This window comes from Paenibacillus sp. FSL K6-1566 (genome assembly GCF_038050475.1).
In the GTDB taxonomy this organism is placed as follows: Bacteria; Bacillota; Bacilli; order Paenibacillales; family Paenibacillaceae; genus Paenibacillus_AQ; species Paenibacillus_AQ lactis.
The window spans coordinates 2920240-2937616 of the sequence record NZ_JBBOSR010000001.1 but is presented as its reverse complement, the minus strand read 5'-3'; the positions used below and the strand labels follow the sequence as shown (position 1 = coordinate 2937616).

Below are 17377 nucleotides of genomic sequence, written 5' to 3'. Positions count from 1 at the left end.
CTTTGCTTCCAACACCTGGCATTATTGCATCGTCAATATGAGCGGTCCGTCCTTTGTGATGGCAATGGTATGTTCATATTGCGCGGATAGCTTTCCATCCGCCGTCCTTGCGGTCCAGCCGTTTGCATCCATCTTGCTTTCCCATACCCCCACATTAATCATCGGCTCGATTGTAATGACCATGCCTTCCTTTAAACGCAGCCCTTTTCCCGGAGATCCAAAATGAGGGATTTGAGGTTCTTCATGGATCCGCGGCCCAATGCCGTGACCGGTGAACTCGCGGACAACCCCGTATCCCCGAGCTTCGGCATACGTCTGAATCGCATGGCCGATATCACCGATCCGGTTTCCGATCTGAGCTTGCTCAATTCCTTTGTAGAGGCATTCGAGGGTTACGTCCATCAGTCCCTTCGCCTCTTCGGAAACGTCGCCGACCGCATAAGTCCAGGCCGAATCCGCCAAGCTGCCGTTCAAATTGACGACGAAATCGATCGTAACGATATCCCCGTTTGCAAGCGGCTCCTTCCGGGGATACCCGTGGCAGATTTCATCGTTTACCGACGCGCATGTTGCATACTGGTAACCGTTATATCCGATCTGTTCCGGAACAGCCCCGTGCTTCTTTAAATAGGTTTCAACAAAACGGTCGATGGCCGAGGTTGAGATGCCGGGCTTGATTAACTTCGCGACCTCGCGATGGCATGCGGCGAGCAGCTTGCCCGCTTCGTGCATGGATTGGATTTCCCTATTCGATTTTAGTGTGATCATGATCGGTTTCCTCCTATATCAGCCTTTGGCTGCCCATTTTAGTGCGTTCATAATGATAACGGTTGCGGCAAGCCGAGCCGCAAAACTTAGTGACCTGGGCCCTGCGATAGGGAATGAACCAGCGATCGCATTGTACACAGGTCTGCAGCGCAAGCGTGCTCTTCTCCATAGCCTCAAGCAGGCTGATGATCGACTCCATGTATTTTCGTCTCAACTGATCCGGTCCATCCAAGAACTCCGAGTGCAGCAGCAGCTGCTGTCCTTCTTCACCGGTATCACTGGTATGCTCGTCTGTTTCACCAGCAAACAGTGAAGCCGCCCTTGGAACTAAGCTCACCTTCAGCCGTATGGCCTGATATTGCTCGAAGAGCTTATTCAAGCGATGGAGCGTATCCATGCCGAGCCGCTTTCCGTCCCGAACCGATTCGGCCAATTCCAGCAGCATATCCCGGAGTCTCTCCTCCAAGCTTCCGCTCTCCACGCTATGCTGATTCAGCTCATTGATCACCTGCAGAAAATAATGCTCTCGGGATAGTATCGGACACATACCAGACGCCTCCTCCTTCATCGATGCTCCCCGTTCAATGGATAAATGGATTCAATCCATTTATACCATTAATATAGCTGAATTTCAACAATTCTAACCCGATTCACTAAAAAGAACACAGACAAAAGGCGCGGCTATGTAAGCCGCACCCCATCCCGTCTATTACACGCTATGTGTTTGTTCAAAGCATTTCTCGGTTACGGTGACGATGATCATGCTGTCCTTGTCAGATCACTTCCAGGTGATCTTTATCCGGCAGAGCACGGAATGTCGCATGCGGCTCGGCCTGGTACCAATACGCAACGGACGCAATATCGTCCTGCAGCGGCAAATACCTTCCACCCGAGCGCCATCCGAGAGCCTGAACCGTCACCCGCAAATCCTCCTCAAACCGGATCGGATCCATGATATGCCAGCGGTACATGCCGAAGCGCTGCTGACTGCGATACAAGCCATCCGGTTTAATGATCTGCGGCAGTCCCAAGAACGGCGTCGAGAAGGTACCGTATTCGCCGGTCGGATGCTCGAAATTCCAGGCCCCGCCGAAATAATCCTCCGTTCCGGTTCCACAGATGGTCGGAAATTCGCCATCGCCGTCCATGTAAAACTTAACCTCACCTTCGCCCCACCAGCCGGTATTGTTCACCTGCCACGCCAAATAAGTGCCGACATAGTGTCCTCTTCCTTGAATTCCGTCGATAATCGTATGAACGTCCTTATATTTCACGGGATTGCTTCGGTTCCATGCAGCATGGAAATAGGCGGTGTCCTCGGGCACCTCAGTCAACGTGTAATTAATCTGATAATACAGGATGACATCCTCTGTCGCCCGATTCTCCACGGTCAATCGCGCGTTACGGCGGAACGGCATCAGCCAGTAACTGTTCATTCCTCCTGCCGGATTTACGGAGATCGGCATGGAATTCACATTGCTGCGCTCACACCAGCCATTACAGAAGAAATCGCCAATAGGCACCTCAACGGATGGAGCCTCTTCATGATCCCAGTAAAAGCGTAAAATTAAATTCCGCCAATGGCCTGGAAACGTGGTCATCCACATATGCTGGATCGCTCCCGGACCGGTGATGTCGGCCAACACAAAGGTGGTTCCTGCCGGAATGGATACGGATGGCGATACCTTCCAGCCTTGGCCCAGATCGCGGGCACATGCTGCCCCGGTTCCTTCCGTCGCCATCGCTCCTTTCCCTTTTTCTCCAGTGAAGTTTTCCGGGCTGATTGAACGTGTGACCGCTTTAGATAAGCGCGGCAAACTTCCCAGACCCATATCCAGGCCGTTGAATGCTGACATGCTTGTTCACCCTCCATTTGTAAGCGTTCTATTGCTAATGATTTCGACAATGCAAACTTATGATATAGTTGACTTTGTACCGAGTTTAAAATATTCCGCGATTGCATGACAGATCCGATCAAGTCAATTTTTTAACCAAAATTGCTCATTATTTCGCCTGCCCGTTTGGGATCCTATACATATTGGCCACAGGAGGTTTCATTATGGATATGAACATGCTTTCACCCTACATACGCGTAGCTTGGGATAGTATCGTGGAACCGCCTTTCATCATCCCGGAGCGTGTTCTCTATGATTACGAGCTGATGTACGTCAAGGAAGGCGAGGTCGAGGTTACTGTGGAGGAACAAACGTTTCACGGAATCCCTGGAGACCTTTTCCTGTTCAAGCCGAAGCAGCCGCATTCCATTCGGCTTCTTAACGGCAAACGCCTTCGCCAGCCGCATATTCACTTCGACTTGTTCTATCAGCCCGACAGCCCTGAAGTCAAAGTATCCTTCAAACCTCTGAAGGCGATGACCCAGGAAGAACGGAGAAGCTTTCGCGAGGATCTAACCCCGCTGCTTGATCTGCCGCTGCCCAATCACATCCGGCTTCATCAGCCGATCATTATTGAGAAGCTCCTGTTTGATATCATTCACGAGCAGGAGCGAAAATTTCCGTACCACGACATTGCCGCCAAAGGTTTATTCATTCAGCTGTGGATTCAGCTGCTGCGCGAGGTGCATTGGCACCGAAACCCGCACCTGCAATCGAAGCAGGAGCTGCTTGACCGCGTCAAGCAATATCTCAGCCATCATACGGACCACGAAATTACGCTGGATGAGCTCGCCAGACTCGCCAATCTCAGCAAATTTTACTTATGCCGCCTGTTCAAACAGGCTTATGGCATGACCCCGATTCAATACCATGTGACCGTCCGACTGGAGAAAGCCAAGCAGATGATCCAATTTACCGACCTGCCGCTCTCCCATATCGCCGAAATGCTCGGTTTTCAAAGCATTTACGCCTTCAGCCGGGCATTCCGCAAGCTAGAGAACGTTCCCCCTTCCTATTACAGGAAGAAGAGCTGATCGCGCTTTAAGCATGAGCCACCGATATAAACATGAAAAAACCATCATCCTATTTTGATCAGGATGATGGTCTAAAGCTTCATTAGAAGCAACTATCCGTTTTCAGCAGCTATCCATCCGTTATTGCCGCGGGCTATTTTATGCTGTCGTTTCGCAATCCCAATCCGGCGATGAGTGCAACGATCAGGGCTGCACTCGTTACCAGAAATGCGTCGGAATAAGGTATGGCACTCAGCGTGTAGAGGGGATTGAGCGGATCGCCGGCAGTGCGGCGAGAAGAGAGCACCGCCCCGATAATGCCTGCCCCCGTTCCTGCACCAAGATACAGCGCACCTTGGTATATGCCGATTCCAACGCCCACCTCCTCTTTAGACAACGAACTGACCGCAGCGCTGTTAGCCGGAGAATTGGTCAGCGCGAATGCGATCCCTGCTCCGAGAACACCCACGGATACGATCGCTGGTGGAGATCCTGCCGCATACGTTGACAAGAATAATGTGGAGACGCCCATCAAGCTGACACCGGCAAGGATCAGTCGTTTCGTCCCCACCCGATCCGATATCCGACCGATCCAAGGGGACAGGAGCGCAACTGCTGCCCCTCCCGGCAGCAGGACCAGCCCCGCTTCCCCCGGCGTAAGCCCGTTCGATTCTGCGACTAGGAGCGGCACGAACACGAGCACTGCAAAATAAGCGAACATTGAAAAGACAGAAACCAGGATGGAACAGACGTAATACCGGTTTGCAAACAATGCCGGAGGAACGAACGGGTTGTCTACGATGGTAATTCTCCGGATAAAACCGGCCAAGGCTAACAGCGAGCAGGCAAACGTGCTTAATGACGCTAAGGAACCGAACCCGGAGCTCTCTCTAAGTGTGACGCCTAGCAGAAGCATACCTGCGGAAAGCCCCAGCAGCACGCCGCCGAGCAGGTCAAACCTTCGGCCACCTGCTCCTTCCGGCAATGGCTTCAGCTTCGGCAGCGCAAACATCGAACCGATCATGCCGCCGAAGATCGGGCCGCCGGCAGTTCCCACGCCGATGCATCCTGCCATGATGCCTAGAACCCCGCCGCGCTTGCCCGGCGGGAACACCTTCGAAACGGCGACAATGGACAACACGGGAATGGCTGACATCCCCGCTCCCTGGACCATCCTTCCCGCAACCAGTACGATAAGATCCCTTGCGAGGGCACAAATCAAACTTCCTAGCGCTAAAATACATACCGCAATCAGAAACAGTTTTTTCAGCTCCACAACATCGGACATCCGCCCGTATAGGGGAACGCCGAAAGCCAGCATAAGCGCAACGCCGCTGACCACCCAGCTGACCTCTGCTTTAGTAGTTTCAAATTGATCGATTAAGATCGGCAGCACTGGGTTCACCATGTCAACCGTTATTGCAGCCACGAGCACAGATAGCGCGAATGTTGCGATAAAGAGCCTTGCTCCGCCCTGTCTTATTGTTGAAGTCAAAGCTTTTGTATTCGTATCATGAGTCATTCTATACGCCTCCTAAAAAATAAAATTCTTTTTTAGGAGGCTGCGTCCACTGCCTTCTTCACCGGTTTCTCACTCCATTTCATGACGAGATGCATCGATGGTCTCTCTTGGCAAACATCAGCCAACGAAAAAAGAGGCACCGACTCATCGGTGCCCCTGCGTGAAGCGTTTGACTCGCTGGAAATCACGCATGATCAGCGAGATTTGTCCGTCACGAAGGCAACATGCTTCCGGGCACCGTATTCTTCAAAGCCATAAACAATGCGGCAAAATGGGCAGACGTATCCCGTTAGCGTCATATCGCCGGATTTTTTTACGGATTGATCCAGATAAGCAGATACGAATACGGATCTCACGTTTGTTGCCTCCTCTCTCCCATAGATACGGACATTATATCCGATACGCTTATGTAAAACAATTCAATCTTGATCAGGATGGAACGCCTCAAAGATTCCTGATTAAAGTAACCAGACGCCCCAGAGAGCCCGGTGGGGTGAAAAAACTGGTCTAACTCTTTGGCCTAGCCCCAAAAAAAGTCGATGAGCTTCCCGCTCATCGACTTCCATCATTCAGATCGCATACGCCTCATAAATCCTGTCGAGCTGTGTCCTTAAGGAATCAAATTTCACGAATCGCCCTTCCCTGATCAACTCCTTGCCATTCACAAACAAGAGCAATACAGGCACGGAGAATATCAGAAATTCGGAGGCAATATCTCGGGCGACTTCCGCATCGACCAAACCTAATCGAATTTGCGGATAATCCGCTAACAGCGATCTCAGCTTCGGCAGGATGGCATGGCACACGCTGCAATCCTGCCGGGAAACATACACAAAGCTTAACGGATGATCATGGATAAATGCATCAATGGCTCTGACCGAGTTCAGCTCATGCAACTCTTTCATTGGGAGCTCCATCGGCTTTCGGTTCCTTAATCCAGAACCGCTTTGATATGCTCGGTCGTCACGGCCCAATGCGAGGCGGTCCAGTATTTCGCCTTGTCTTTGATGTAGATAATTTGCGGGGATTCATGCTTTACATTCAGATCCTCGGCAATCTGATTCGATACCGGTCTGGATTCGATCACCTTGACAAGTGTATAATCCACATCGGCGTTCGGAGTATCTTTCAAATATTGCTCATATTCTTTCAAAGCGTTCGCGCTCACGGGACATGTTGTGCTGTGTTTAAGGATAACTTGTCCGCGTTCCGCCGACTTCTCCAATATGTTCTTCCATTCATCCTGGGTCGTGATTTCTGTCCAATTCATATATGTTCTTCTCCTTCTGCTATAAAAATAAACGCATGCCGCTCTCTTCGCTGCACGATGCAATCTAACATTACGAGTAATGATAGCGGAAAATGGCCCACACATCAAGTTGCAAAACGCTTCGCTCCCGAAGCAGCACTTCGCATCCTTCCGTAAAAAGACATTCTCTCTTGGAAGCAGGCTATGGCTGAAGAACTTAGCTCAAGAGCACAAAGAACCAGGGCATACTTGCGCCGCCTGGTTCTTTGGGTATCCGCCGTTTTTATTTTGCTTGAATATAGCCTTCTGCCTTCAGCAGCTCCGCGATCAGAACCGCACCGCCGGCTGCGCCGCGCAGCGTGTTATGAGACAGCCCTACGAATTTATAATCGTAGATGGTATCCTCACGCAGTCTTCCGACCGAAACGCCCATGCCGCGCTCGATATCGCGATCCAGGTTCGTCTGCGGTCTGTTCTCCTCTTCGAAATAGGTGATGAACTGCTCCGGGGCGCTTGGCAGGCGGAGCTCCTGCGGTCTGCCCTTATATTGCCGCCAGCGGTCGATGATTTCATCCTTCGACGGCTTATTCTCGAACGAAGCAAAGACGGTAGCCAAATGTCCGTCCGTAACGGGTACGCGAATACATTGGGTTGTAATGATTGGGGAAGCGGCTTTCACGATCTCCCCGTTGTCAACACGTCCCCAAATCCGCAGCGGCTCCTGCTCGCTCTTCTCTTCCTCGCCGCCGATGTACGGGATGACGTTATCGAGCATTTCCGGCCAGTCGGTAAAGTTCTTGCCCGCACCGGAAATGGCCTGGTACGTCGATGCCACCACTTGCGTCGGCTTGTAATCAAGCAGGGCATGGAGCGCTGGCACATAGCTCTGAATCGAGCAGTTCGGCTTCACGGCGATGAAGCCTGTCGAGGTTCCCAGCCGTTTGCGCTGCGCCGCGATCACTTCGATATGTTCCGGGTTTATTTCCGGGATCACCATCGGCACGTCCGGCGTCCAGCGGTGAGCCGAATTGTTGGAGATGACAGGCGTTCCCGTTTTGGCGTATGCTTCTTCGAGCGCCTGGATTTCATTTTTCTTCATATCTACCGCACAGAAGACAAAATCCACCTGATCGGCAACCTGCTCCACCTGCGAAGCATCCTGGACGACGATCGGCTTCACATCCTCCGGTATCGGAGTGGCCAGCTTCCATCTTCCCTGCACGGATTCCTCATACGTTTTTCCTGCCGAGTTGCTGCTTGCTGCAATGACCGTTACTTGAAACCAAGGGTGGCCATCCAGCAGCTGGATAAAGCGCTGACCGACCATTCCTGTTCCGCCAACAATACCAACTTTAAGTTTTTGTGACATGTGTACTTCAAATCCTTTCGTAATGGCATCTTTGATTCGGGTGCACGGACCAGCTTCCGTTAGCGAAGGAGGTCATGCAGTAAGCTTTTCTCTAGATTACTATTCAAATCGTCTGAAATGGTGCACGTTTCTTACAGGGATTCCATCCATCCTGCCGGCACAAATAAAAAAATCCCACCCCCAAGACCGAAGTCTAAAGGGACGAGATTGAGTTCTCGTGGTACCACCCCAGATTTGCCGGCATGTCGCCATACCAGGCCTCATCGAGTACGGCATGCTTCCTGCATGTATATACTCTAGCTCTGTAACAGGAGCGCCTGTCACACCATCCCCTTTAAGAGGTTGTTCAAAAAGTCGTCAAACCGACTTTTTCAACTCACACTTTAACCTAGGTTCCGATGTGCTGCTCAGAGGCTTTATTCAATAAGGAATTCTTTACTCCTTCTCAGCTGCCGGAGCTCTCTGCACAAAGAATTCAATATTTACTCATCTCTTCATCGCATTTAATAAGATTATAATACATAAATCGGGATCTGGGGAATCCAATTTTTAAAAAATTTTATCAAGAACCTGTACGCTCCGCTCACACCTTAAGAGTATACTTGCCGCGGGCGATCCGGGTGGCCTCCACCATGTTGCGCAATGAATCGACCGTTTCCTCGATTCCTCTCGTTTTCAGGCCGCAATCCGGATTAATCCAGAACAGCTTCGGATCCAACACGCGCAGGGCGCGCCGGATCATACTGGTCATTTCCTCCACCTTCGGAACGCGCGGGCTATGGATATCATATACCCCCAGGCCGATGCCGAGCTTGTAAGTGTTCTCCTCGAAGCTGTGGATGAGTTCCCCATGGCTGCGCGACGTTTCGATCGAGATGACGTCCGCGTCCATCGCTTCAATCGAATCGATCATGTCATGGAACTCGCAATAACACATATGGGTGTGGATTTGCGTGGTTTCCTGGACCGTGCATGTCGTCATGCGGAATGCCGCTACCGCCCAGGACAAGTATTCGGCCTGCTCCTCCGCCTTCAGCGGGAGTCCTTCGCGAACAGCCGGTTCATCGACCTGAATCATCCCGATTCCGGCTCGTTCGAGCTCCTCAACCTCTTGACGGAGCGCATAAGCCAGCTGATACGCGATATGCTCGCGCGGGATGTCCTCTCGGACGAAAGACCAGTTCATAATCGTAATCGGTCCGGTCAGCATGCCCTTCACCGGACGTTTCGTCTGCGATTGAGCATATTTCGTCTCCTTGACCGTCATCGGTTGTTCAAACGCAACATCCCCGAATATGATCGGCGGCTTCACGCAGCGGGAGCCGTATGACTGTACCCAGCCAAACTGTGTGAATGCGAAACCGGCAAGCTTCTCCCCGAAAAATTCGACCATATCCGTACGCTCGAATTCGCCGTGCACAAGAACGTCCAGTCCGATCTCCTCCTGCAGCTTGATCCATATGTCGATCTGCTCTCGAATGAAGGCCTCGTAACGCTCCTCGGACCATTCGCCTTTGCGCCACTGCTGCCGTGCTTTCCGCACCTCCGCTGACTGCGGGAAGCTGCCGATCGTCGTGGTAGGCAGAATCGGCAGCCGCCATTTCTTCTGCTGCGCGATGTGCCGCTGCTCAAACGGTTGCTTTCGCTGCGGCTTCTTCGAGCGAAGCTCGAGGACGGCGTGCTGCACGTCCTGCCGATTGCGGGCATCGGACAGCTCCAAGGCTTCAAGATCATGATCGCAATGAGTCAGATCATCTCGAATGGACTCGACGCCTGACGATAGCGCTCTGGTCAGAAGCTTGAGCTCGTCCAGCTTCTCGTCCGCAAATGCCAGGGCATTTTGCAGCTCGGGCGGGAGCTTGGCCTCGCGCTTTGCGGTCACCGGCACATGAAGCAAGCTGCATGAGGTCTGCACGATGAGCCTTTCGGGCGCTACCACATTCGTAAGCTCCTGCAGCAGGCCGAGCTTGTCACGAAGCGGGGCTTTCCAGATTCCACGGCCGTCAATGATCCCGGCACCGAGTATTTTATCCTTCGGGAAACCGAAGGCTCGCAAGGAAGCGATATTGCCTTTCAAGCCATGTACAAAATCAAGACCGATGCCTTGAACCGGCAAGCTCACGATATCTTGGTAATTCTCCACCGATTCAAAATAGGTTTGCAGCATAATATTCAGTCCGGGTACGGATGCCGCAATTGTCTCATAAGCAGTCTTTAATCGCTTGTTATCCGCATCCTCCAATTTTGTAACCAATATCGGCTCATCCAGCTGTACCCATTTCACCCCTTCTTGTTCGAGCTCCTGAAGAATATGTACATATAATGGCAGCAGGCGGCCAAGCCAAGCGTCCGTCTCGCTTTCTGCGTAGCCCTTTGATAGCTTCAAGAAGGTCAGCGGCCCGACGATCACCGGCTTCCCTTCAATCCCGAGCTTCTCCTTCGCTTCGCGATAAGCGGCCAGCGGCTTATTTTCGGTGATGACAGGAACCGCCCCTTCGAGCTCCGGCACAATATAATGATAATTCGTGTTAAACCACTTGGTCATTTCACTGGCTGCGGCATCCTTCGTGCCACGGGCAACTCCATAATATACGGAGAGAGGAACCGTGCCTCCTTCATATCGGAAGCGCTTGGGAATGATGCCGAACATGGCGGCTGTATCCAGCATGTGATCGTAATAACTGAAATCATTTACCGGAATGAGGTCGATCCCCTTTTCCCGCTGCTTGAGCAAGTGCCCTAGCCGGATTTCCTCTAATCTGCTCTGAAATGACGGCTCATCCAGCTTGCCCGACCAGAAAGCCTCGAGCGCTTTCTTCCATTCCCTGTCCGCGCCAATTCGCGGGTATCCCAAAATACTGCTAATTGCCATTCTCGTAACACCCCTTACACACATATTTGATTACATGTAAGATATCACGGATCCCCTGGCGGGCAGTAACCGTTTTAAGCTATATCTAGTTATAGCCAAAAGCTATAGCAAGCCTTTAGGCCTTAAAATATAGCCACACCATAAAAAACCCTCCTGGCTCCTTGTATGAGTCCGGAGGGTTTGGAAACCGGTAAGAAACGAAAAATGGCCATCAAGATCCTTGCTCACAGGAACGATGCGATGCCAAAGCCGCATGATCGGTCCGAATCGGTTTCCCTCTAATTCTAGCAGTAATCAATCGTTCGGCCGAGGCTCAGTTTTAGTTCGCAACGTCTTGAATATCACATGTTCGATTGGACCTGAGGCAAATGCTGCCTGTGCCTGTTATAATGATACGGTAAGCGATCCGATCGATCATCGATCATCAATCACCTCATGTCATGGATACTAAGGGAGATACGAACTGGAATGCGTCTTTTTTCATATGCAGCTTCCTTCATCGCCGCATGGCGGGATTATCCGGCAGAAGCGGATTTCATGCTCGGAAACCGATATACCGTCCAAGGCTTGCTTGGCGAAGGAAGCTACGGAATAACCTACCGATGCGAAGACTTGGAGAGCAAGGAGCTCGTAGCTGTGAAGCAGGCAAGACCGAGCAAGGGCCCTTTTGCAAAAAACCTGCTTCGCCGGGAGGCAGCCCTTCTTAAGTCCTTAGCACATCCTCATATTCCGGCATACAAAGATTTGTTTACGTACAAGAATAAGGACTTTCTGGTGATGTCCTATATCGAGGGGGATACCCTGGAGGATTTAATCTTTGACCAAGGCATCCGGTACACGGAACAAGATTGCCTGCGAATTACGCTGCAGCTTCTGGAGATTGTGACCTACATTCATGATCAAGGAATCATTCATCTCGATCTTCGGATACCGAACGTGCTGTTTAAGAACGGAAAGCTGCAGTTAATCGACTTTGGCCTCGCACGGAGAGTCGGAGAACCCCCGCCGCTGCAAAAGCCAAAACAACGATGGACCCGCAAATCCCGTTTGGATATCTCTATACCGGCCAAGAGCGCCGAAGAAAACTCGGATTTGGCGGATATCGGTCATTTTATGCTGTTCATGCTGTACTCTGCTTATGACGTTGATGACGATCCGGATCAAAGTGAGCGAAGCTGGCAGGAAGAATTGATTCTTTCCGCTGAGTTGCACCAGATGATTGAACGCTTGCTTGGGATCCGGGAACCATACCAGGGATCCTCGCATTTCATGAATGAGCTGCGTGAGCTTTATTCGTCATATGATCCAACAATAAGCGGCATGACCGATAAATGACGATGCTTCATTTCAACCTCCACAGCGCCGGGTAAAGTTGAATACGGGGATTAATCTATGATAATATCCGATTAGCACGATGGAATGACCTCGAACAAGACAGGAGGCCAAACAGAATGTTTAAAAAAATCGTCAATAAGTTCCTTCACGCCGCATCCAGCACGCATGGACGGAAGCGTTACGGCAGCTCGGGACAGCACTATGGCAAACGTTACAGCAGTTCAGGAAAACACCTTGGCAAGCGATACAGCAGCTCAGGAAAACACTACGGCAAACGCTACAGCAGCAGCCACGGATTTTCTCGCCGCAAAGCCTCTTCCTCAGACTTCAAGCATCAGCATGGTCACCGTGGGCACGGCTACTATAAAGGCAGAAAATACAGCTCCAGCTAACCCGTAAGAAGCTCTCCTTACCCTCTTAATTATTGAGGGTTTTTTCATGCTTTTAACCGCCAAGCCTCGAGAGACCACACCTTGCATCACTTCGAATTATCATACACCCGCCCGGGCAGTCGACTTCAACCGCTGTTTTCGTCATCGATCCCTTTACATTGGCTCTGACAGCCGCTCTCGACCGGCTTTCCGGCCACCCGCAAACAACCCGATCGCCAGCAGCAATGCCAACAACACGACGAAGAATCCCGCCCAGCCTAGAACCTCTACAGATGCGCGACTCATCACCACTCCACCAATGCCCGAGCCTAATGCAAATCCAAATTGAATAAAGGACGTGTTCACGCTGAGGGCGATATCCGGGGACCGGGGCACCCGAGTGACGAGATATAACTGCTGTGCCGGTGATGTCGCCCATGTCGCCACCATCCATAGCATGATCATTGCAATGACACCCGACAACCACCCGTTGACCATCGAGAGCATAAACAGCATGGCTGCCTGTAGGGAAAGTCCCAAATAGATGGTGAACTTCGATCCTTTGGTATCCGCCATCGCGCCTCCCATTTTCGAGCCGATAAAACTGCAAATGCCTGCTGCGAACAGAATGATGGAGAGCTCTGCTGCCGAAAGCTCGGCGTTGGCCTGCAAATAAGGCGTGATATACGTAAATAAGGTAGAGTAAGCGCCGATATACAACAGGGTTATCATGAGTGCTAGGGCAATCTTTCTATCCTTCAAAATCGACAGCTGCATCCCGAGCGTGACGGCACTCCTTTCCCGCATCGAGGGAACTTTACGGTAAACGGCGAACAGCGGGACCAAGCTCAAGAGACCGATTACGATAAACAGTGCTCTCCAGCCCAGCCATTCGCTCAAGAACGTGCCGACGGGTACGCCAAGCACCAGGGAACCGCTCAATCCCATCAATATGATACCGATGGCTCTCCCTCGATGCTGCTCTCCGGCAAGCCTGGTGGCTACCGCCATCGCAACGACGGTGGCCACCCCTCCGCTAACCCCTTGGAATATGCGGGTAACCAGCATCATCTCAAATGAATGGCTTGCATAAACCATAAGGCTGCTTAAAATGAAAATGCCGAGCATGGTAAGCAGCACGCTTTTACGGTCTGCATTGATCGTAACCGCAATGACGACAGGGGCGCCAATGGCAGCCGAAAGGGCAAACACGGTGACAAGCAATCCGGCGGCAGAGGTTGTTACGCTTAGTTCGGAAGCCACCATTTGAATAATGCCGCTGATAATATACTCAACTGTCCCAATCAGAAAAACCGCCAAAGCGAGCAAATACACGACCCATTTATTGTTCATTCGGCTGCCCCCGCATCGATGATCGGAATTTGAACCTCGACCAGGCACATGCCCGGTTCATCCGATAAGGGCACATAGATTTCCCTTCCAGGCCGATCCTCCCGGATGAGATAGCCGTTATGTTCGATCCAGGCGGCAAGGTCAGCGCAAGCCGTTTCCGAGAATGAAGAATCGGAGCGGAACAGAAGCGTAGCCATCGTCTCAGCAGGCATGAAGCGCTGTCCAAGACCGACAGGAAGCTTGTAGGTTCCCGGTTTGGCGGCAAAGCCGACCTCCAGCTCGAATTCATCATCTTGACGGCTGCTTTCCTTCCAAAGCACCGTCTGTGGCCCAGTCAGGACAGAACGTATACTTCCTTCAAGAAGACTTTCAAAATGTTGAAATAGCTGTGGAATTTCTTCGGCAGTACCAAACGACGCATACGAAATCAATTGCAGGGCATCAACCTGCTTGATGACGGCCTCCTGCTCCATCTCCATCCTTCCCTCTCGTTCCACGAGCTGCATTCGTTTTTTAATACGTGATAGCTTGGACATTTCGTTCTCCAACAGCTGCTGAATCTCACTTTCTTTCAACCTCAGCATACCGCGGATCTGTTCCGCGGATATATCTTCTTGAAGCAGCTGAACCATTTGCTGCAGCGTGAACCCAAGCTCCTTGAAAATGACAATGCGGTTGATCTCCAGAAGCTGCTCGGCGGCGTAGTACCGATACCCGGTCGATCTATCGATCCGCGCAGGCTTGAATAACCCGATCTGATCATAATAGCGCAATGTCTGGATCGGGATCCGGCTCAGCCTCGAAAATTCGCTGATTTTAAACAATATCTCACCTTCCTCCTATGAATGTCGGATTGAGTATATACCTTCGAGTCGACTATAAAGTCAAGAGGGAATTTCATGATGAAAGGCTTTGAGATCAATACCCATGAAAAAATAAAAACCGCGAAGCTCGCGGTTCCATTTGCATCAGCGCATATTGTTATCGCCCAACCTGATCGACATCGCCGGATTAATCACTAGCCTTGAGCACGTTGGCGGTCCTTTTAATTTTCGCGATTCACCATATAATTCAGGAGATGCGTGAGAAAGGCGATCGGACGGGGAAGTTCATCCAACGCTTCCGTCGCCAGGCAATAATGCTCCCACATTTCTCGTTTGGCGCCCTCTATGCCAAGGATGGTCACAAAAGTCGACGTATTGTTCTCTACATCTTGACGCGTCGGCTTCCCGAGGACAACCTGATCGCCTTCCGCATCAAGCAGATCATCCTTGATTTGAAATGCGATGCCGGCATGGTAGGCATACCGCTTCAAGGCGGAGATCTCCGTCTCGTTGACACGGGCGAGGATCGCCGGCATGACCAGCGAAGCCTCGAATGCAATGCCGGTTTTGTAGAAGCAGATCCGGTTCAGCTCCTGAAGCGTGAGCGCCGCTCCCTTGGATTGAAGGTCCATCGCCTGCCCCATGCACATCTCCCCGGCTTTCTGCGAAGAATAGCGCATCAAGCGGAGGACGACCTTAGGATCGAAACCGCTCAGGGACGCTTGTTCTTCCGTCGCCTTCTGGATCAGGTACAGACCGGTTAACTCGGCTGTTGAGCTGTCATACACCTCATGCAGGGTTGCTCTTCCCCGGCGGGTGGACGCATTGTCCTGCGATGGCAAATCGTCAAAAATCAAGGAAGCGGTATGCATATACTCCAGTGATTTTAAAAGAGGGATGATCGCTGAGGCATCAAGCCCGTATTCCTTCACGCCCATCACCCATGTCAGGATGGGCCGCAGCCGCTTTCCGTCCCCATCCAGGCTGTAGTTGGCCGCTTCAATCAGCGAGGTCTTCATCGGAGGAAGATTCTCCGGCTCTGCGATGCGGAGCTGATTATTAATCTGCTCGCGGACCGACTGAACCGTATCGAAGAACTCTTCCTGCTGCTGTCTTTCATTTTTCAGTATCGTGACCATCTGGTCCCGAAGCAGTTTATCGAGAAAATCCACATCGTCCGCTTTTCGGACCATCCGCCGAATAAGGCGGTGGAGCTCCGGCTGCCCGGAGGCGAGCACGCTCATAATCTCGTTATATTGGTCTGAACCGAGCCGCGCTTTGCATCGTTTAAGACCGTTGATGGCACGATCCAGGATCACCTCGCGCGTCATGGCGTCCGAACGGTATACGTTTCGAATCAAATGCGCAATGACCGTCCAGTACAATTCGTACGGGTTGATTAAATCGGGACGCTGCTCCCTGTATTTAAAGAAATAAGTATACGGCGTTACCGCTCCATCCCTCATATCGTCGAACATATCCGCGAAGTCATCGGCCAGCTGGTTATAAATTCCGTAATAAAACGTACGCTGGTCGAAGCCCTCGTCCTCCGGAGCGCTCAATACCGAACGAACAATCAATCGGGAGGAGGAGGATTTCAAAATAATCGGCAAATAAAGCTCTTCATTGGTGTAATCGGCATTCGATAAATCCTTCACGCGGTCCAGATGCTGGGAATGAAAGAATACATAGGATTGCTCGAAGAACAGCATTCTGAATTCCGGCCGTTGATGTCCTTTAATGTATTCAAAGGCTTCGCGAAGCTCGGCGTGTATAAAGCGGATCAGGTTCATATTGGTGCCGGTCCACGTTCCAAGCGCCGGTACCGTGCCCGTAAGCAGCGCGCTCCGGATCATGCGGGAATAACGCTCCTTCTCCTGATCATTCAGCACCCCGGAATCGAGAAGATCGTCAATATACGGGTAAGTCAATCCGTAAGAATAGCCGAGTCGGATGGCATGATCCAGCCTGCGTGCACGCTCTGCGGGAAATATTTCGCCTGGGGACTCTTCCACCTCTTCGATGGCATGCATCACGACGCCGACGATGATTTTGATGAGCTTGCGCTGGGCATGCTCCGGATTCATGTCTTCCGGGATATGGCACGCAACGTTTTTCAGCTTGTTCATCACCCAGATCACGGCGCTCTCAACGCCTTCCTTCTGGGCCCAGCGGTACAGGCCAGCCAAGCTTATGAACGGCGGCTGCTGCCCCCCGCCGGTCCCGGCAGAGCGGATCAGAAACTGTTCAAGACCTTTGACGACTTGTTTGATCCGGGACTGGGTCTTCGGGCAATCCAGCGCTTTGCCAAGATCTCTCATATAAATATAGGACACGCTGCGATCCAGGTAGTCCTTCAATTTCCCAGTATAATTCAGCCATCTCATATATCGATGATAATCCCGTGAATCAGGTTTGCCCGTTCCCCGGCTCATAAAGGACAGCCACGGTTGACGGCGGATATGCTTCCTGCTCCACAATCGGATATCTTCTGCCAGACCGTTCACATAGGTTTGATCCGTAACCTGTGCATGCAAGGTCTCAAAATACCGGGCAGCTTTCTGTTCTGCTTGCTGATACCACAGGTCGGCATAATCTGTAAGCTCCACATTCATTGATGCATTACCTCAGCTTCTAATTGGATTAGATACGTTAAACGTCCGAACATATTCATTCCTTTATACGTGAAAGAACTCCATCGGTTACGAAATCGTCATCAGAAGATCAGCGATCGTCCAAAATCCGGGATACGCCAGCCTGCCGCGCAGCTAAAACGCTTTGAATCGTCTTTCATATCCAGTCTATG

At 51.5% G+C, this 17377-nt stretch carries 16 protein-coding genes; 4 read left to right on the top strand and 12 right to left on the bottom strand.

The genetic code is table 11. The features are described from left to right. Window positions 1-21 precede the first annotated feature (21 nt). From map to NST08_RS12900, 3 genes are all read right to left on the bottom strand, one after another. On the bottom strand, window positions 22-768 hold the full coding sequence (gene map, locus NST08_RS12910; RefSeq protein ID WP_007128370.1) for a type I methionyl aminopeptidase: 747 nt from the start codon (window positions 766-768) through the stop codon (window positions 22-24). Between the two features lie 13 nt (window positions 769-781). Beyond that, window positions 782-1315, bottom strand: coding sequence for a hypothetical protein (locus tag NST08_RS12905; protein ID WP_007128371.1), 534 nt, complete (start codon window positions 1313-1315; stop codon window positions 782-784). Window positions 1316-1541: 226 nt separating this feature from the next. After that, window positions 1542-2624, bottom strand: coding sequence for a glycoside hydrolase family 172 protein (locus tag NST08_RS12900; protein ID WP_007128372.1), 1083 nt, complete (start codon window positions 2622-2624; stop codon window positions 1542-1544). Between the two features lie 203 nt (window positions 2625-2827). Here NST08_RS12900 and NST08_RS12895 point away from each other — a divergent pair, with 203 nt between their 5' ends. Continuing rightward, window positions 2828-3697 carry a helix-turn-helix transcriptional regulator gene (locus NST08_RS12895; RefSeq protein ID WP_007128373.1) on the top strand — a complete coding sequence of 290 codons (870 nt, stop codon included), beginning with the start codon at window positions 2828-2830 and terminating at the stop codon, window positions 3695-3697. A 133-nt stretch (window positions 3698-3830) separates the two neighbouring features. On the opposite strand, the gene NST08_RS12890 is transcribed toward NST08_RS12895, so the two are convergent. From NST08_RS12890 to metE, 6 genes are all read right to left on the bottom strand, one after another. After that, window positions 3831-5198, bottom strand: coding sequence for an MFS transporter (locus NST08_RS12890; RefSeq protein ID WP_341341832.1), 1368 nt, complete (start codon window positions 5196-5198; stop codon window positions 3831-3833). Window positions 5199-5392: 194 nt separating this feature from the next. After that, a complete protein-coding gene (locus NST08_RS12885; protein ID WP_007130282.1) occupies window positions 5393-5554 on the bottom strand; it encodes a hypothetical protein in 162 nt (53 codons plus the stop codon). A gap of 213 nt (window positions 5555-5767) precedes the next feature. Further along, on the bottom strand, window positions 5768-6103 hold the full coding sequence (locus NST08_RS12880; protein WP_028404540.1) for a thioredoxin family protein: 336 nt from the start codon (window positions 6101-6103) through the stop codon (window positions 5768-5770). A gap of 26 nt (window positions 6104-6129) precedes the next feature. Beyond that, window positions 6130-6468 carry a bacillithiol system redox-active protein YtxJ gene (gene ytxJ / locus NST08_RS12875; protein WP_007130284.1) on the bottom strand — a complete coding sequence of 113 codons (339 nt, stop codon included), beginning with the start codon at window positions 6466-6468 and terminating at the stop codon, window positions 6130-6132. A gap of 262 nt (window positions 6469-6730) precedes the next feature. Then, window positions 6731-7816, bottom strand: coding sequence for an aspartate-semialdehyde dehydrogenase (gene asd, locus NST08_RS12870; RefSeq protein WP_077565737.1), 1086 nt, complete (start codon window positions 7814-7816; stop codon window positions 6731-6733). Window positions 7817-8399: 583 nt separating this feature from the next. Beyond that, window positions 8400-10688 carry a 5-methyltetrahydropteroyltriglutamate--homocysteine S-methyltransferase gene (gene metE / locus NST08_RS12865; RefSeq protein ID WP_210095295.1) on the bottom strand — a complete coding sequence of 763 codons (2289 nt, stop codon included), beginning with the start codon at window positions 10686-10688 and terminating at the stop codon, window positions 8400-8402. Window positions 10689-11156: 468 nt separating this feature from the next. Between metE and NST08_RS12860 the strand changes: the two genes are divergently transcribed. Together NST08_RS12860 and NST08_RS12855 are read left to right on the top strand one after the other, a co-directional pair. Then, on the top strand, window positions 11157-12023 hold the full coding sequence (locus NST08_RS12860; protein ID WP_341341831.1) for a serine/threonine protein kinase: 867 nt from the start codon (window positions 11157-11159) through the stop codon (window positions 12021-12023). Window positions 12024-12139: 116 nt separating this feature from the next. Then, the gene (locus NST08_RS12855) at window positions 12140-12415 is read left to right on the top strand and encodes a hypothetical protein (RefSeq protein ID WP_341341830.1); all 276 of its coding nucleotides are present in this window, start codon (window positions 12140-12142) and stop codon (window positions 12413-12415) included. Between the two features lie 153 nt (window positions 12416-12568). Here the strand turns inward: NST08_RS12855 and NST08_RS12850 are convergent, their stop codons facing one another. Then, window positions 12569-13747 (bottom strand): MFS transporter, encoded by a 1179-nt coding sequence (locus NST08_RS12850; protein WP_341341829.1) that lies wholly within the window; start codon window positions 13745-13747, stop codon window positions 12569-12571. After that, complete coding sequence (locus tag NST08_RS12845) at window positions 13744-14571, bottom strand: MerR family transcriptional regulator (protein ID WP_341341828.1); 828 nt, start codon at window positions 14569-14571, stop codon at window positions 13744-13746. Before NST08_RS12845 ends, NST08_RS12850 begins: the two co-directional genes overlap by 4 nt. A 75-nt stretch (window positions 14572-14646) precedes the next feature. Between NST08_RS12845 and NST08_RS12840 the strand changes: the two genes are divergently transcribed. After that, on the top strand, window positions 14647-14769 hold the full coding sequence (locus tag NST08_RS12840; protein ID WP_341341827.1) for a hypothetical protein: 123 nt from the start codon (window positions 14647-14649) through the stop codon (window positions 14767-14769). Window positions 14770-14792: 23 nt separating this feature from the next. Here the strand turns inward: NST08_RS12840 and NST08_RS12835 are convergent, their stop codons facing one another. Continuing rightward, a complete protein-coding gene (locus NST08_RS12835; RefSeq protein WP_341341826.1) occupies window positions 14793-17186 on the bottom strand; it encodes a polyprenyl synthetase family protein in 2394 nt (797 codons plus the stop codon). Window positions 17187-17377 lie beyond the last annotated feature (191 nt).

Bases quoted from the DNA above. Each gene is read 5' to 3' on its own strand.
- NST08_RS12835 (WP_341341826.1), bottom strand. From the start codon at position 17,186: ATGAATGTGGAGCTTACAGATTATGCCGACCTGTGGTATCAGCAAGCA.
- asd (WP_077565737.1), bottom strand. From the start codon at position 7,816: ATGTCACAAAAACTTAAAGTTGGTATTGTTGGCGGAACAGGAATGGTC.
- NST08_RS12880 (WP_028404540.1), bottom strand. From the start codon at position 6,103: ATGAAAGAGTTGCATGAGCTGAACTCGGTCAGAGCCATTGATGCATTT.
- NST08_RS12855 (WP_341341830.1), top strand. From the start codon at position 12,140: ATGTTTAAAAAAATCGTCAATAAGTTCCTTCACGCCGCATCCAGCACG.
- NST08_RS12840 (WP_341341827.1), top strand. From the start codon at position 14,647: ATGATGAAAGGCTTTGAGATCAATACCCATGAAAAAATAAAAACCGCG.
- NST08_RS12890 (WP_341341832.1), bottom strand. From the start codon at position 5,198: ATGACTCATGATACGAATACAAAAGCTTTGACTTCAACAATAAGACAG.
- ytxJ (WP_007130284.1), bottom strand. From the start codon at position 6,468: ATGAATTGGACAGAAATCACGACCCAGGATGAATGGAAGAACATATTG.
- NST08_RS12900 (WP_007128372.1), bottom strand. From the start codon at position 2,624: ATGTCAGCATTCAACGGCCTGGATATGGGTCTGGGAAGTTTGCCGCGC.
- metE (WP_210095295.1), bottom strand. From the start codon at position 10,688: ATGGCAATTAGCAGTATTTTGGGATACCCGCGAATTGGCGCGGACAGG.
- map (WP_007128370.1), bottom strand. From the start codon at position 768: ATGATCACACTAAAATCGAATAGGGAAATCCAATCCATGCACGAAGCG.
- NST08_RS12895 (WP_007128373.1), top strand. From the start codon at position 2,828: ATGGATATGAACATGCTTTCACCCTACATACGCGTAGCTTGGGATAGT.
- NST08_RS12850 (WP_341341829.1), bottom strand. From the start codon at position 13,747: ATGAACAATAAATGGGTCGTGTATTTGCTCGCTTTGGCGGTTTTTCTG.
- NST08_RS12860 (WP_341341831.1), top strand. From the start codon at position 11,157: ATGCGTCTTTTTTCATATGCAGCTTCCTTCATCGCCGCATGGCGGGAT.
- NST08_RS12905 (WP_007128371.1), bottom strand. From the start codon at position 1,315: ATGTGTCCGATACTATCCCGAGAGCATTATTTTCTGCAGGTGATCAAT.